This window comes from Bacteroides sp. (assembly GCF_052357945.1).
Classification (GTDB): Bacteria; Bacteroidota; Bacteroidia; order Bacteroidales; family Bacteroidaceae; genus Bacteroides.
The window spans coordinates 40,380-57,055 of the sequence record NZ_DAWCXD010000008.1; the positions used below are offsets into that span (position 1 = coordinate 40,380).

The window sequence follows — 16,676 nt, forward strand, 5'->3', positions numbered from 1 at the left end:
CAAAGAATCTCGATACACAGGAGGGTATTACAGAGAACAACAATTGTCTTCATCTATTTAAGATCTTTCTTCCGAATAGCCTCCATGATATTAGCAGGTGCCCTCTTAGCCATTAATTCTCGCTTCATATAATCCATATAAGGAGCAACATGATCAAAAAACTGATAATAACCTTTACAGAGGTAATTCAATCCGGACTCTCCAGTCTCTGTTTTGCAAATACGATTTTTGGGACATTCACCATTACAAGCAAACAAGTATTGACATTCTTTACACTGAGTAGGTAGAGCATCTTGCTTGGCTTGACCAAATTTCTGTTGTTTTTCGCTATACATCATTTCTACCAACGTTTCGCGATAAATGTTCCCTAATTTGTATTGAGGAAAGACGAAATGATCACAAGCATATACATCTCCATTAAATTCCATAACTGCAGCATGTCCGCAGGTCTTGGCTAATGTACAAATACCAGGTTGTTCACCCATCCAGTTGGCAAGGGTTGTATCGAACAATTGAATATAATATTCACCAACATCATTTTTTACCCATTCATCAAAAATTGTACAAAGGAAATTTCCCCATTGTTTGGAAGTAATGGAAAAATCGGCCAGATGCTCATTATCTCCTTCTTCTACCGCTGCTAAATAACGACCATCCGTATGATGATAGATACGTTCTACAATGGGTGAGAATTGAATGTATCGACAATCTATTTCTTTAAAAAAGTGATAAAATTCTAATGGATAGTCGGCATTGAAATCATTAACAACAGCCAATGCATTCCATTCTACCTGATATTTCTTCAAAAGATTGATACCTTGCATTACTTTTACAAATGAAGGCATACCCTGTTTGTTCTTCCGGTATTCATCATGAAACTCTTGCGGGCCGTCAATAGATACCCCTACCAGCCAGTTATTTTCATGAAAAAATTTGCACCATTCATCAGTTAACAGAGTACCATTAGTCTGTATACAATTATCAATGGTACGGCCTTTAGCATATTTATGCTGTAATTCCATTGCTTTCTGATAAAAGGAAAGAGGACGCATTAAGGTTTCTCCACCATGCCAGGTAAAAAGTATTTGCGACATAGTTTGGGAATTAATATACTCTTCTATAAACTTTTCAAGCAATTCATCACTCATCACATGCTTAGGATTATCTTGATAGAGTTTAGCCTTTTCAAGATAGTAGCAATAGTCACAAGCTAGATTACAGAGTGCTCCCACTGGTTTTAACATAACATAGAGTGGGCGGGCAAAAGGAGCGAATGTAGCCATAATATATTATTTTTTATAAAGTTTTTATTTACAGTTATTTATATTCACTGGGATTTACACCAAAATATTTTTTAAAACTGACAGAAAAATGGGATAAAGTGCCGAACCCTGTTATATCAGCCACTTCAGACACATTATATTTTCCACTTTTCAACAATTCAGCCGCCTTATTCAATTTATATTTTAAGAAAAAATGTATAGGGGTTTCGCCTGTCAACCCTTTTAATTTATAATTGAATTTGGAACGACTCATATATAGTTTTTCTGCAACCATATTAAAATTCAAATTATCTTGGGTAATCATACTGTCCATCAAAACATATAAATCTTTCATAAAAGCCATATCCTGAGGAGATAAAGCATTTGTTACTATTTGAGACGTAGATGATGAAGATAACAGTAAAGCACGTATGCTATCTCTATTACGTAAAAGAGATTTCACAAGAGCTTTCAGGTAATTAGGGTCAAAAGGTTTTGTCACATAAGCACTGGCCCCTATGTTCAAACCTTCTATTTGTTCTCCTATCTGTGTTTTTGCCGTAAGCAAAATGACTGGGATATGGCAATGAAGACGACTCTCTTTTAAATTTCGACAAAATTCATACCCTGACATTTCTCCCATTACCACATCAGATAAAATGATATCGGGTTCCACTGTTTCCAATGCAGCAAGCGCAGATTCTGCACTATATTTATTGATTACATTATAATCCTCATCAAATAAAGTCTTAAGATAGAAAGCAACCTGCGTATCATCATCTACTATCAACATATAGGGTTTGGAAGGATCTGTACAGGGAGGTACATATACAACAGAAGAAGACATTTCTAAAATTTCCAGATTCTTTTTATCTTCAGTCTGTCTTTCATCTACTATATATGCTTCCTCATCAATGGGAAAGAGCACATGAAAAATCGCACCAGTATGTTCAGGTTCTTGCACATTGTCAGCTTTAACCTCTCCATGATGCAACTGCACTAATCTTTTCACATAATAAAGTCCGATGCCTGTCCCCCAATTAGCATACTTGAGTCCGGACTTATTATCGATCTGATAGTATCTCTTGAAAATATCATTTAATTGATTATCAGGAATTCCTCTACCACTATCTTGTACATAAATATAAATATATCGTTCTGCTTTTACCGGCAATCGTCCTACTATTAGCATTGCCCTGTCATATGATACACACTCAAGACCTATCTTTATGCTACCATTTTGAGGAGTATGCTTCAAAGCATTAGTAAACAAATTACTTAAAATTTTATCCAGTTTATCTTTGTCAAGCCATGTAAAGAAAGAACTTTCTAAACCAGAATACTCCACTTTTATACTCTTTTGCATAGCACTTACCCGGAAAGTTTCCACCCAATTAGCGATTTCATCAACAATATCATATTGACCAACTTGCATCTTTAAAGCGTCATTCTCCAACTTATTGAAATCAAGCATCTGGTCAATAAGTTTAAGCATTTGGCTGATACTTCGTGATATAATGTTAAGCATTTGATGATTTTGCATCGACAAGCTTTTGTCACACTTCATGGTGGTAACCGGACCAAGAATCATAGTCAATGGATTTCTAAATTCATGTGAGATATTGGCAAAAAAGTCCATGTTCATTTGGTTGGTTGTATGTTCACGTTCTCTATCACGTTGAAGCATCCGCATAGCCATCCGGTCAGACTTGATATGGAGATATAATCGGTTAATGTAAAATACAATCCCCACTATCACTGCTATATAAAAAATGACAGCAGGAGTTGAGGCCCACGGAGCCTTGTCGACAGCAATTTGGATTTGCTGTTCTGAAAAGACATCTTCTTCTGATAATGCCAGTTTTACTCTGAATGTATAACTACCTGCCGGAAGGTTAGAATAGATAGCTTGAAGGTTTTCATTACTCTCAATCCAATCGGGATCAAAGCCCTCCATTTTATAAAAACATGAAAACTGGGGAGTAAAGGCGAAATTAATTGTACTGAAGCAAATGGTCAGATCGTTCTCATTATACTTCAAGTGGATGGATTCAACCGGATTGCTCTGAATGTCAATTCCCGATATCTCATTAGCCCTACTTATCAAGATTTTTTCAAGATGCACTACAGGCATAGAACTTTGAGCCATCGCTGAAGGAGTAAAAACAGAACAACCTCGGGTATGTCCGAAAAAGAATATGGAATCCTGCAACATACAAGCACTGTTACGATTAAAAACTCTATATTTTTCTTGTGAGGCGGCGGTTGTGGGATAAAATATTATTTTATCTTTGTGTGGGATATATTCAACTATTCCCTGATGCGTCCCCAACCAAAACTTGTCTTTTTTTTCCTCCACAATACTACTTATATATATATTGGGAACAGAATGAAGATGAGTTAATTTATTGGTATGAATATCCAAGAAATAAAGTCCTTTGTTAGTCCCTATCCAGATACCTTTCTGTTTATCTTCATAAATACAAGTAGGAATAACGCCCTTAGTATGGCTTATTGTGGTAATATCAAGGGATTGTATGGTATCACTACCCATCTGATAATAAGCAAATTGCATATCATGCGTACAAATAAGAATTTGCCCGGAAGACAACGCCCGGATACAACTGCTTGTGCTATAGGCAGGCAAAGAAACCGGAATCTTATCAATTTGATCTTTATCGGGAGATAGTTTGAACAGACTGTTGATATTCGTCGTCACATAGAGATTATGATCCCCGTCTGTGCAGAAATTACCAACTGATATATTTTGCATTCCCAACCGGATGACTTTTTCCAAATTTAATTTTCCCGCTGTATAATTGTAACGCATTAGCCGGGTACCAGCAAGTAACCAAATTTTATCCTGAATGCAGCATATATCATTCAATTTATGCTGAAAACGCCGCGTTGCTACACCTTCTATATCTTTAGTCCCTTTGAATAATGAAAATTTATTTAAAGACAGATCATAAGCAAATACATCATTATTACCTTGGATACCCCATAAGAAATTCTCATTTACAGATAAAGAGCGTATAGACGCATCTTTAACTCTATCAATGAAAAGATGATGGTGTAGTGCTGCATTATTAGACAATCGTTTCAGATTGGTATATCCCCCATTCGGAAATCCTATCCAAAGATCATTATGAGAGTCTACATACATAGTTGATACAAGTGACGAATAATGCTCAAGCAGGAGACTTGTCATTTCATCTTCACATAAAAAGTCATGTGTTTCTTCACTGTAGGAATAAATACTATTTTTAGCGACCAACCATATTTTATCTTTGTAAGCAACTATATTTCTTGGTACGATATCTGATTTATTAAAATTGATAGAATCTTGTATTATAGTGGTCATTCTATTGCTTATATCATATTTCAATAGTCCGTTTCCTCCAGCGCTCCAAATACAATTATCTTTTATTATTGCATTGACAATATTTAGTGCTGCAGAATTAGGCAAAGTAAATACTTCCTTGAATTGGCGCGTATAACAACGGATAGACGGAATTGTTATTTCCCAAAAATTATCATCTTTATCAATAAAAAATTTCAATGTATTATAACCGCAGGCCGAATACCGCAATACCTCTTCGCAATGATTCACGGATTTGTCATATAATAGCAATGCTTCACTTGTTACAAAGAAAATCTCTTTCTGGCTGTTTTCTATTATCTGAAAAGTTTTTCCATACTTTTGTGGAATAGGAATGGTTTTAAATTTACCGTCACCTACATATTGACATACACCACTTTCAGTTCCTATCCAAATTCTGTTCCAACTATCTTTAAAAAGGAACTCTATTTGATTACCAGCAAGACTGGAAGAATCTCCCGGAACATAAAAGTATTGACGATAATATTTCCCGTCAGACAAATTTAATCCGTCAGAGGTTCCAATCCACATATAACCATTCTTGTCCATCACAAACGCTGTTACATCTTCGGAAGATAAGGTGAAAGAAAGAATTGGAACCGACAGGTTCTTTAGTTCAGTATGTTTTGTGGTACAGGATATACATAAACATAACAGAATAAAAATATAAAAATAAAATGAAATAACTTTTTTCATAAATCGGATTTTAAGTTCTACAAAGATAAAACTTTAAATAATGAGAAAAAACAAATTAGTATTCTCCTCATTTTTATAAATAAACAACCCATTAATAATCAACAATTTACTGTCTTTTTTTTAATAGATAGCATAAAGAATTGCAAGAAAATGAAAATAGCAGATTCATGAATCACAAATCATTTGGAAGAGTAAAAAAAGAGTTTCGATTATTATTCCTCACTTTTGCACCGAAGATAATACTCACAACATTTTATCAAACTAATACATTATGAAAAATGTGAATACAAAATTATTAGCGGCAGTAATCCTGTTAGCTACTTGTACAGGTTCTGCGAATGCGCAAAAAAAGAAAAGTAAAGTTGCCGAAAAAGACACAGTGATCACAACTGTAGCTCGAGGGGCAAGCAACATGATGCTAAATGCATCTGATGAAAGTACACCACGCTTTATTAATGTAGGGCTACCCGAAGCAACTGGTGGAACCGTAGTAACAGAAAATGGAATGGAAGTTAGCTACGACACAAATGCCTTAAGAATCAATCAAGCATGGAGACAAGACGGGAGCTTTGTAAAAGGAGAGTCTCGTAATTTGGCAGAAACAGCTATTAAACTTGGTAGTGTGGGCGTTTCCATGAGTACCATATCCAAAAGAGGAGGGGATAATTTTTCCGGGACTTTTAATTTTAAAACAAATTCCTTTGGAATGATGAATGGTAACCTTTCTCTAAGTGGTCCAATAAAAAAAGGGTGGGCATATGCTGTAAATGCGTTTGTTAATCTTGATCCGGGAACTACAAATGTAAATTTCACCCGTTTCTTAGACCAAACACAGATATACAAAGGAATCCTGACTAAACGATACAGAAACGGCGAGCTTAACATTCAATATAAGTATGCTGACTCCAAGATGATCAATACCAAAATGTCACCTTACATATATCGTGATGGAAAGCAGGTAGATGCCTTAGAAGGATTTGATATTGCTCATGGAAATTATTTAGGCAATTCTGCAGTTTGGCATATTAAAGATCCTCTGACAGGTGAATATCAGGATATCAATTTAATGGATGACACAGGTTCCAAAACACATATGTTCGACATTTTTGGTAACCATACGTTTAACAATGGTATGAATCTGGAATATAATTTCAGATACCAAAATGCCCATGCCGGTTCAAATTCTTTTGCCTACTCCGCCATTACGGATGCCAGCAATTTACCTGATAACCAAAGGTATATCTACGCTGATAAAAACACAACACAAGTGTATGCAGGACTTGTACAAAATACGACACTACAGTTTTCGCGTAATGTTCCCACCAATACATTAGTAGGAAAATTTGAATTAAGCAAAAAACATAATAAACACCAATGGTTGATAGGATTCAATACTTCTTACTATAATGCAGATAAATATACCAATGGCATTTTTACGTTTATGCAGGAAGTAGCTGAAAACCCTCAACGAGTTATCTTACAGAAGAATGTGGATGGTGTATGGAAAAATGCACAAGCCGATGAGTATGGACAGTGGAATTATAATAAATCAATGTTTTATTACGATGGTTCAGAATATAAGAATGCCATTTACGCTACCGAAAAATGGAAAATATTACCGAGTCTGACGTTAGATTTGGGTGCACGTTTTGAATGGCACAAGATAGATGGCAGTTGGGCACCAAATTCCGTTAGAAATGATGTTTGGACAGATAAAACTTATGTATCAGGCGAAACACAAAAAATTAAGAAAGATGAATTTAACAAAAGTTTCACTGCTACACTGACCTGGAACATCTTGAAAAACTTTGGACTAATAGGAGACGCGTACTATATTGAAGCTACAGATGGATTGAATGCTTACAAGACAGCCAATGATCCTTTGGCAAAAACTAATGTAGTTCCTTATTTTGCCGGAGGTGTATTCTTCAATAGTAAATGGGTTAGTCTTATCTCACGTGTTAGCAAGATTAGCCGCTCCAATTTAGTAGCTTCCGGTGGTTTCAACAATTCATCGGGTGAGAATACAAAATTGAGTTTTAACTATGATATAAAAACTATCGGCTGGACTACCGATGCTAATATTACCCCATTCAAAGGTTTTCAGCTACATTTAATGTTGACATTGCAGAATCCAACAATGGACAACTTTGAGTTTGACGTCTTTGGCGAACACTATAACTACAATGGTCTTCCGGCTCGCGTCACTTCCAAAACTTTGATTGAAATAGATCCCAGCTATCAGTGGAAGAAATTCCGGATATGGGCTAGTGCACGTTATTTCAGCAAACAATCCTGTAGCTATCCTGCAACATTATATTTCCCGTCAAGATGGGAGACTTTTGCTGGGTTTGATTACAAACATAACAAACATATCAACTTTAGCGTCAATGTTGTCAATCTGCTAAATCAAACTGGTGCTCAAGGACGTATCTCTGGAACAAACACAGCCATCGATCCGACACCTTATTATAATACAGCAGTTGCAGGAACTTATATCCGTCCGTTTACTGTAGAATTTAAAACACAAATCAGATTTTAATGTATAATCCTAATAGATAAAAGAATTATGAAACTGAATTATTTATCATGTCTCGTCGGAGGATGCCTGGCCTTTATCCCGACTACTTCACAAGCCAAGCAGGATAAAAAAGTGAAAGAAGATCGCCCTAACATTTTATTGATCTTAGCTGATGATATGGGCAAAGAGTGTTTGGGTGCATACGGAAGTACTTACCATACCCCCAATCTGGATCAGTTTGCAGAAGAAGGAATAAGGTTCAATTATGCTACTTCACAACCTTTAAGTACTCCCTCACGTGTAGAGTTGCTCACTGGCCGATATAACCATAAAAATTATTCCAAATTTGGTTTTCTAAATCAAGATCAGCATACATTTGCACAATTAGCCCAACAAGCAGGTTACAAGACTATGATTACTGGTAAATGGCAGTTGGGTACAAACAGTAAGCTACCGGCTCATTTCGGTTTTGACAACTACTGCCTATACCATCTGAAATATAAAGGTAAAAAGTATGCACAACCTCTTTTCGAAGTAGATGGGGTTATGCATGACAATTGTACGCAAGATGATTATGGTCCTGATTACTTTTCCAATTATCTGCTTGATTTTATGGAAGAGAATAAAGATCGACCATTCTTGGCTTACTATGCTATGACTCTGGTACACGATCCGTTCAATGCAACCCCCGAGAGCGATGATTGGGATATCGACCCCAAACTACGCTTTAACACGGATGACAAGTATTTCCCGGATATGGTGAGCTATACCGACAAACTATTCGGTAAAATTATGAACAAGTTAGACGAATTGAAGATAGCAGATAACACAATTGTTATTTTTGTAGGAGATAATGGTACGGCACGATACATTTACACTCCGATGAAAGACGGTTCTGTAGTCCAGGGTGGCAAGGCTACGACACTGGAAACCGGAACAGCTGTTCCAATGCTTGCAAAATGGGGAAAATATGAATATCTGAAACATACAACAACAGATTTGGTTGATTTTACTGACTTCCTGCCAACTTTTGCTGAAGCTATGAATATCACTGTTCCTACTGATTGGGATACGGACGGCGTCAGTTTCCTTCCGTTATTAAAAGGAGAGAACAATCCCAATGCCAGAGAATGGGTATTTGTACATTATAAAGCCAACCATGTACCTCAAAGTGGTCTTGAAAAATATGCCGCCCGCTATTTCAAAGATCATCGTTACAAATTATATTCAAATGGGCAGTTCTTTGATTTCGTTGAAGATCCCGAAGAGCTCCGTCCAATGACCAAATTGTCGCCCGAAGCAAAAGCAGTCAAAGAAAAATTTCAAGCACTAATGGATAAGTTGCCCAAATGGGACTTAACCTCCAAGAATGTTCCAATGGTTATCTTACCAGGATTGGAACCTGAAGTAGTCGGAGTAGGTCGCGATTATATAAAGCCAGATAAAAAATAGTGCTCCTATGAAATGTTTCTCCAAATCAATTATTCTAACCAGTAGTGCCCTGATTATCCAGGGCACTTGGCTTCAAGCACAGGAAGAGCGCCCTAATATCATTTGGATTACTTGTGAGGACATCTCGCCTTACATGGAAACCTATGGGGACAGAGTAGTTAAAACGCCTAATATTGATCAACTGGCTATCGAAGGACAACAATTCCAAAGTGTATATACAACAGCTGGAGTCAGCTCTCCAAGTCGTTCATGCATCATAACCGGTATGTATCCCATGTCAATAGGTACACAGCATATGCGCACTTTGATTGAAACTCCGGCTGTAAGTCAAAAAATCGGGGTTCCTAAATACTCTGCAGTTTTACCGGAATATGTAAAGGCATTTCCTGAATATTTACGTACTAATGGCTATTACACTTCCAATAATCTGAAGACCGATTATCAGTTTATTGAACCGGTAACAGTCTGGGACGAATGTAGTGCAGCCGCCACCTATCGGAAGGCTCCCAAAGGTAAACCCTTCTTTAGTATTTTCAATTTGTTCATTACGCATGAGTCTCAACTATTCAAGCAATCACCTTGGTTTGAGGAGCATAAAGACTTATTGGTTAATCCAGAAAAAGTATCATTACCACCTTATTATAAAGATACACCGGAAGCTCGCAAATGCATGGCTCTCATGTTGAGTAATGTCCAACTGATGGATTATCAAGTAGGGCAAATAATCAATCAATTAAAAAAAGACGGTGTATATGATAACTCCTATATATTTTTCTTCAGCGATCATGGAGGAACAATGCCATGGATGAAACGTGAAATATTGGAACGCGGTACGCACATTCCCTTTATTGTGAAATATCCCAAAGGAAAGAATGCAGGCACAGTAAACACAGATCTGATTAGTGCTGTCGATTTCGCTCCGACAATCCTATCACTGGCTGACATATCTATACCTGATTATATGCAGGGAAAGGCTTTTTTAGGAAAACAGGCCGTTAAAGAAAAGCGGCAATATGTTTTTGCCGGACGCGACCGTTTGGACGAATGCTATGATCGTGTACGCAGTGTACGTGATAAACAGTTCAGGTATATTTTTAATTTTATGCCAGACCGCCCTAAATACATGAATGTAACTTATCGCCTGAATATTCCAATGATGAAGGAACTTCTGGAACTGCACAAAGAAGGGAAGTTAAACCAGCATCAGGAAGACTGGTTTAAACCAACCAAACCGATGGAAGAGTTATATGATGTTGTGAATGACCCTCATGAGTTACATAATCTTGCAGAAAATCCGATGTACAGAAACAAATTAGAAGAATTAAGAAAGGTATTTCGGATGTGGATGAATGAAGTGGGAGATTTATCATATATACCAGAGAAAGAGATGGTAATTAATTGGTGGAATGGTGAAAATCATGCTCCCTATACAGAAATGCCGGAATTACATAAAGTAGATGGAGGATATACCTTATCTTGTGCGACAAAAGGTGCCTCTATCGGCTATAAAATACTAAAAATAGGAGAAACAGATACCAAAGTAAAATCCATTCGAAACTCTTTTGATGCCGGTTATATAATAAAACACCAACCTAATGGAGTGGAAATACAAGTCAACACTCCATGGAATATTTATAAAGAAGGGATGGTATTGAAGTTGAAGCCAGGTGAAAGGCTGTTAGTCAACGCAAGGCGTATTGGCTATGAAGAAGCTTCAAAGACCTTTGATTTTTAATAAATAACAAAATTCAAATATGAAAAATTTTGATTTCAAGTTCTATGCAAGAACGCAAACAGCAGTTCTATTTTCAATGTTGGTATGTAATCATGGAAATGTTTTTGCTCAAGTAAAAGCACAAGCAAATAATGCACCGGATAATGCAGATACTAAATATAATGTGTTGTTCATCGTTGCTGATGATTTAAATTGTGATATGGGGTGTTTCGATGATCCGATTGTAAAAACACCCAACTTGGATAAATTGCGACAACATGCCGTACGCTTTAACAACTCTTACTGTCAATATCCATTTTCTGGTCCTAGTCGTGCATCTTTCCTTACGGGATATTCACCGAATCGTACCGGAGTCATAGACCTACAAGCTAATTTTCGTGATAATTTGCCCGCAGCAGTCACCTTGCCAGAACTTTATAAAAAAAATGGTTATTTCACAGCTCGTGTAGGCAAAGTGTTCCATGCTGGAGTACCTAATGATATTGGCAAAGCAGGTAAAGACGATCCGCAATCATGGGTGGATACTTTCAATCCAATAGGTATTGATAAGACAGAGGAAGATAAGGTTATTAACTATACTCCGCAACGTCCGCTGGGAAGTGCCTTAAGCTTTATGATTACAAATGGATCAGATGATGAACATACAGATGCGATTGGTGCCAATATTGCTTGCAGCATGATAAAAGAAAACAAAAATAAACCTTTCTTCATTGCTATGGGATTCTATCGTCCACACTCACCTTATGTGGCCCCTAAAAAATATTTCGATTTATACCCAATAGAACAAATCACTTTACCGGAAGTCCCGGAAAATGACTGGGAAAATAGACCCATATATGAACGTTTTACAGATCCTATCAACTGGGGAGTTGCCGAAGACAAGTTGAAAGAAGCTAAACGTGCCTATTATGCCACTATCTCATTTATGGATGCACAAATCGGGAAATTACTAACAACATTGGAGAAAGAAGGACTGATAAATAAAACAATCGTTGTATTTTGTAGTGACAATGGTTATAATTTGGGACAACATGGTATGTGGATGAAGCAAGCATTGTTTGAACATACCACCCGTACTCCGTTAATTATTTCTGTACCAGGCATAACTAATAAAGAAGCCAAATCATCACGTATTGTAGAAATGTTGGATATATATCCCACTTTAGCTAATCTGTGTGAATTAAAGCATATACCACAAGATTTGGACGGACGAAATCTTATGCCTTTACTGAAAGATGTAAATGCTCAATGGGACGATGTTGCAACAAGTCTAGTGGTGCGTACAGGAAATCCTTCTATTAAATATATGAAAAAGGGTGAAAAGGTCATAGGCAAAAGTATCCGTGTAGAGCGTTATAGATATACAGAATGGGATAATGGTGAAAAAGGTGGAGAACTCTACGACTATCAGGTAGATCCGAATGAAAATAATAATTTGTACAATAATCCTAAGTATAGAAAGATACAAGAAGAACTAAAATTGGGACTCAGAAGCAAAATGCCTCAATAGTTTTTATCATATACTAATTTCCTATTTTTTAAAATCTAATTAAAGATGAACTTTTTCCCGAAACTAAATTTATTGTTACTTTCCACAGCCGCCCTCTCTGGCTGCGGAAGTAAACAGGTAACCCAACATAGTCGTCCCAATATATTATATATAATGTGTGACGATCATTCTTACCAAACGATCAGTGCTTATGGAAGTGCTGTTGCAAAGTTAGCTCCTACCCCCAATATTGACCGTTTAGCCAATGAAGGGATGTTGTTCGACCGCGCCTTTGTAGAAAACTCATTGTCAGCTCCTAGTCGTGCTTGTGTTATGACGGGGTTATATAGTCACCAAAATGGTCAGAAACAGTTATGTGAGGGTATCGATTCTACTAAAACCTTTTTCACAGAACTGTTGCAGGAAAGTGGTTATGAGACGGGAATTGTGGGTAAATGGCATCTGATGTGTGAACCCAAAGGCTTTGACTACTATCATGTGTTAAATGACCAAGGACAATACTATAACCCGACTTTTAAAAGTAAAGAGACGCATGGAAAATTTGTACAAGAGAAAGGATATGCTACTTCTCTCATCACCAAACATGCTATCGATTTTCTGGATAATCGGGATAAAAATAAACCTTTTTGCCTTATGGTTCATCACAAAGCTCCACACCGCAACTGGATGCCGGAAACAAAATATCTGGATCTATACGAAAATGTAGAATTTCCTATTCCTGATACCTTTTGGGATGACTACGAAACACGTGGAGTAGCCGCACACACACAGAAATTGAATATAGCCAACGCTATGGAGTTAATTCAGGATCTCAAGGTAGAGGAACTATATGATTCTACAAAGATAGAGGATAAATTTTCTTATTTCTGCCTGATGGGGGAATTGGGACGTCTGACTTCCGAAGAGCGTATGGCATGGGACAAACATTATAAACCAAGGAACAAAAAGTTTCTGGATGCCAAGCTGACCGGTAAGGATCTGGCCGTTTGGAAATATCAGAACTATATGAAGGATTATCTCCGTTGTATCAAATCTGTAGATGACAGTGTAGGCGAATTACTTGCCTATCTTGAGAAAGAAGGCCAACTGGATAATACAATCATTGTTTATACATCAGACCAAGGGTTTTGGATGGGAGAACACGGATGGTTCGACAAGCGCTTCATGTACGAGGAGTCTTTCCGTACTCCTTTACTTATCCGCTATCCGAAAAAAATAGCTGCAGGTAGCGAATGTAAGGCTTTAGTTCAAAATATTGATTTTGCTCCAACATTATTGGATGTTGCTGGTGTTAAAGTGCCTGAAACAATGGAAGGACATTCATTACAACCTTTATTTAGAGGTGAAAAACCTGCAGACTGGCGGAAGAGTATTTATTATCATTATTATGATTATCCTACATTTCATTTGGTTCGCCGCCATGATGGAATACGTACCGACCGTTACAAATTGATTCATTTTTATGGGAAAGGTGGGGAGAACGGTGCAACTTCGAATATGTTGAAACCGGGTACACGCGAGAATCGTACTTTCAATATGCTGAAGAATGCTAATTATTTTCCTACTGCAAGTGAAGATCTTAATTATAATGAATTGTATGATCTACAAACTGATCCACAGGAACTAAACAATCTATACGGAACACCTGGTTACGAGGTAATCATAGCAGACCTTCAGAAGTTACTTGACAATTATCGTAAAACCCTGAAAGTAGAAGAATATTAATCATTAAAACAATCTTATGATAAAAGTTAGACTTTTAGGAATGGCCGTTACTGGTATGTTGTTTTTTACAGCATGCAGGCCTCCTGTCCCACAATTGGGAGAAGCTTCATTAAATGAAGTAATTGCAGCAATGACACTAGAAGAGAAAGCACATTTCGTTATAGGTACAGGAATGAAAAATTCCTCTGGCGATAGTGCCGTAATTGGTGAAACACAAAGCATAGTACCCGGTGCAGCGGGAACTACCTATCCTATTCCTCGGCTAGGCATTCCGGCTGTAGTATTGGCGGACGGTCCTGCGGGTCTTCGCATCTCTGCTACACGCGAAAATGATACAGCCACTTATTATTGTACCCATTTTCCAATTGGAACTTTATTGGCATCTACCTGGAATAAAGAATTGGTAGAGAATGTGGGACAAGCCATTGGTAATGAAGTATTAGAATATGGAGCAGACGTATTGTTAGCTCCGGCTCTGAACATTCATCGTAATCCGCTTTGTGGGCGTAATTTTGAGTATTATTCGGAAGATCCTGTAGTATCCGGTAAGATAGCTGCAGCCTATATACGTGGGGTACAAAGCAATGGAGTGGGAACCTCTATCAAACACTTTGCCGTAAATAATCAGGAAAGTAATCGTATGTCTAACGATGCTCATGTCAGTCAAAGGGCTTTAAGAGAAATTTATCTGAAAGGTTTTGAAATAGCAGTAACTGAAGCAAAGCCATGGACTGTAATGTCATCTTACAACTACCTGAATGGGGTTTATGCTTCGGAAAATAAAGAGTTACTCACTACCCTCCTACGAGATGAATGGGGTTTCGGAGGATTAGTCATGACAGACTGGTTCGGTGGTACAAATGCTGTTGCACAGATGGAAGCAGGAAACGACATGCTTCAACCGGGAACGTCCAAGCAGTATAATATGATTATCAAGGCATTACGCGAAGGAAAATTGGATGAGACTATATTGGATAGAAATGTGAAGAGAATATTGGAAATGATATTAGAGACTCCTCGTTTCAAAGGATATAAATACTCAAACAAACCAGATTTGAAAGCTCACGCCATAGTGACACGACAATCAGCTACAGAAGGAATGGTATTGCTTAAAAATGAAAAACAGATATTGCCGTTTTCCAACCAAATAAAAAGAATAGCATTGTTTGGTTGTACTTCTTATGATTTCATAGCAGGTGGCACCGGCTCGGGAAATGTGAACCGCGCCTATACCGTTTCGTTACTTGATGGTTTAAAAAAGGCCGGATATATACTGAATGATGATTTGAGAAAAAATTATGAACAACATATTACATCAGTCAATCGGCAAAGAAAACAACCTAAAGATAAGATAGCTTCTTATATGCCAGTACCTCGTCCTAACGAATTATCTTTCACCTCTGACGAACTTAAAAAACTGGCCGAAGAAACAGACGTTGCATTGATTACATTGGGACGAACCTCTGGTGAATTTGTGGACCGTACACTCGAAGACTTCAATCTGAAACCATCTGAAAAGAAAATGCTGGAAAATGTTTGTACAACATTTCATGCACAAGGAAAAAAAGTGGTTGTAGTATTAAATATCGGCGGGGTTATTGAAACAGCTTCATGGAAAAATATGCCGGATGCTATACTCTTAGCTTGGCAAGCCGGACAAGAAGGAGGTAATAGTGTATCCGATATTTTAAGTGGCAAAGTATCTCCTTCCGGAAAATTGACAATGAGCTTTCCTGTTTGCTATGAAGATGTATCATCTGCCAACAATTTCCCAACAGAAGGAAAAACTGGAGATTTGAATTTAGATGATCATGGTGCAAAAAAGGACGAAATTAAGAATTGGGATTACACAAATTATGAGGAAGATATTTATGTAGGATACCGCTACTTTGATACATACGACAAAAAAGTTTCCTATCCCTTCGGTTACGGGCTCTCTTACACTACCTTTGAATATTCAAACCCCAAATTAGAACAAAAAGATGGTATTTTCACCATAACAATTGAGGTAACAAACAAGGGTAATTATGAGGGAAAGGAAGTTGTACAATTGTATGTTTCAGCACCGCACAGTAAAACCTTGTCCAAGCCTGAAAAAGAACTAAAAGATTTCGCTAAAACAACGAGCTTGAAACCGGGAGAAAAGATAGTTGTTGCCTTAAAGGTGAAAGCTACAGACTTAGCATCTTATGAAGAAACATCCCATTCATGGGTGATTGATACCGGCATTTATCAATTCAAATTGGGAACTTCTTCCAAAGATATCAAAGCCGTCTTAGAGGCAAATGTTGATATGCAGAAAAAAAATGTAAATGATATTTTAAAACAACGAACCGTTTTTAGACGTTTAAGTAATTAACAATATTCCAATGTGTTATGATTACTAAGTTTAC

Annotated in this window: 8 protein-coding genes; 6 read left to right on the plus strand and 2 right to left on the minus strand. The window is 37.2% G+C overall.

Annotation, left to right across the window (positions count from 1 at the left end):
• Positions 1–53 precede the first annotated feature (53 nt).
• Positions 54–1,283, minus strand: coding sequence for an anaerobic sulfatase-maturation protein (locus ACT8YW_RS03760; RefSeq protein ID WP_444104055.1), 1,230 nt, complete (start codon positions 1,281–1,283; stop codon positions 54–56).
• 34 nt (positions 1,284–1,317) lie between these two features.
• A complete protein-coding gene (locus ACT8YW_RS03765) occupies positions 1,318–5,340 on the minus strand; it encodes a hybrid sensor histidine kinase/response regulator transcription factor (protein ID WP_444104056.1) in 4,023 nt (1,340 codons plus the stop codon).
• Positions 5,341–5,611: 271 nt separating this feature from the next.
• Between ACT8YW_RS03765 and ACT8YW_RS03770 the strand changes: the two genes are divergently transcribed.
• Genes ACT8YW_RS03770 through ACT8YW_RS03795 form a run of 6 tightly spaced genes read left to right on the plus strand, consistent with a single transcriptional unit; the run spans position 5,612 to position 16,642 of the window.
• Positions 5,612–7,882 carry a hypothetical protein gene (locus ACT8YW_RS03770; RefSeq protein ID WP_074638013.1) on the plus strand — a complete coding sequence of 757 codons (2,271 nt, stop codon included), beginning with the start codon at positions 5,612–5,614 and terminating at the stop codon, positions 7,880–7,882.
• A 27-nt stretch (positions 7,883–7,909) separates the two neighbouring features.
• Entirely contained in the window at positions 7,910–9,313 is a 1,404-nt protein-coding gene (locus ACT8YW_RS03775; protein ID WP_074638011.1) for a sulfatase-like hydrolase/transferase, read from the plus strand.
• A 7-nt stretch (positions 9,314–9,320) separates the two neighbouring features.
• Positions 9,321–11,048, plus strand: a complete 1,728-nt coding sequence (locus tag ACT8YW_RS03780) for a sulfatase family protein (protein WP_074638009.1) — start codon at positions 9,321–9,323, stop codon at positions 11,046–11,048.
• 19 nt (positions 11,049–11,067) lie between these two features.
• A complete protein-coding gene (locus ACT8YW_RS03785; protein WP_081352717.1) occupies positions 11,068–12,558 on the plus strand; it encodes a sulfatase in 1,491 nt (496 codons plus the stop codon).
• A gap of 45 nt (positions 12,559–12,603) precedes the next feature.
• Positions 12,604–14,283 (plus strand): sulfatase family protein, encoded by a 1,680-nt coding sequence (locus tag ACT8YW_RS03790; protein ID WP_444104057.1) that lies wholly within the window; start codon positions 12,604–12,606, stop codon positions 14,281–14,283.
• Between the two features lie 16 nt (positions 14,284–14,299).
• The gene (locus tag ACT8YW_RS03795) at positions 14,300–16,642 is read left to right on the plus strand and encodes a glycoside hydrolase family 3 C-terminal domain-containing protein (RefSeq protein ID WP_074638008.1); all 2,343 of its coding nucleotides are present in this window, start codon (positions 14,300–14,302) and stop codon (positions 16,640–16,642) included.
• Positions 16,643–16,676: the final 34 nt, after the last annotated feature.

Bases quoted from the DNA above. Each gene is read 5' to 3' on its own strand.
- ACT8YW_RS03780 (WP_074638009.1), top strand. From the start codon at position 9,321: ATGAAATGTTTCTCCAAATCAATTATTCTAACCAGTAGTGCCCTGATT.
- ACT8YW_RS03770 (WP_074638013.1), top strand. From the start codon at position 5,612: ATGAAAAATGTGAATACAAAATTATTAGCGGCAGTAATCCTGTTAGCT.
- ACT8YW_RS03760 (WP_444104055.1), bottom strand. From the start codon at position 1,283: ATGGCTACATTCGCTCCTTTTGCCCGCCCACTCTATGTTATGTTAAAA.
- ACT8YW_RS03765 (WP_444104056.1), bottom strand. From the start codon at position 5,340: ATGAAAAAAGTTATTTCATTTTATTTTTATATTTTTATTCTGTTATGT.
- ACT8YW_RS03785 (WP_081352717.1), top strand. From the start codon at position 11,068: ATGAAAAATTTTGATTTCAAGTTCTATGCAAGAACGCAAACAGCAGTT.
- ACT8YW_RS03775 (WP_074638011.1), top strand. From the start codon at position 7,910: ATGAAACTGAATTATTTATCATGTCTCGTCGGAGGATGCCTGGCCTTT.
- ACT8YW_RS03790 (WP_444104057.1), top strand. From the start codon at position 12,604: ATGAACTTTTTCCCGAAACTAAATTTATTGTTACTTTCCACAGCCGCC.
- ACT8YW_RS03795 (WP_074638008.1), top strand. From the start codon at position 14,300: ATGATAAAAGTTAGACTTTTAGGAATGGCCGTTACTGGTATGTTGTTT.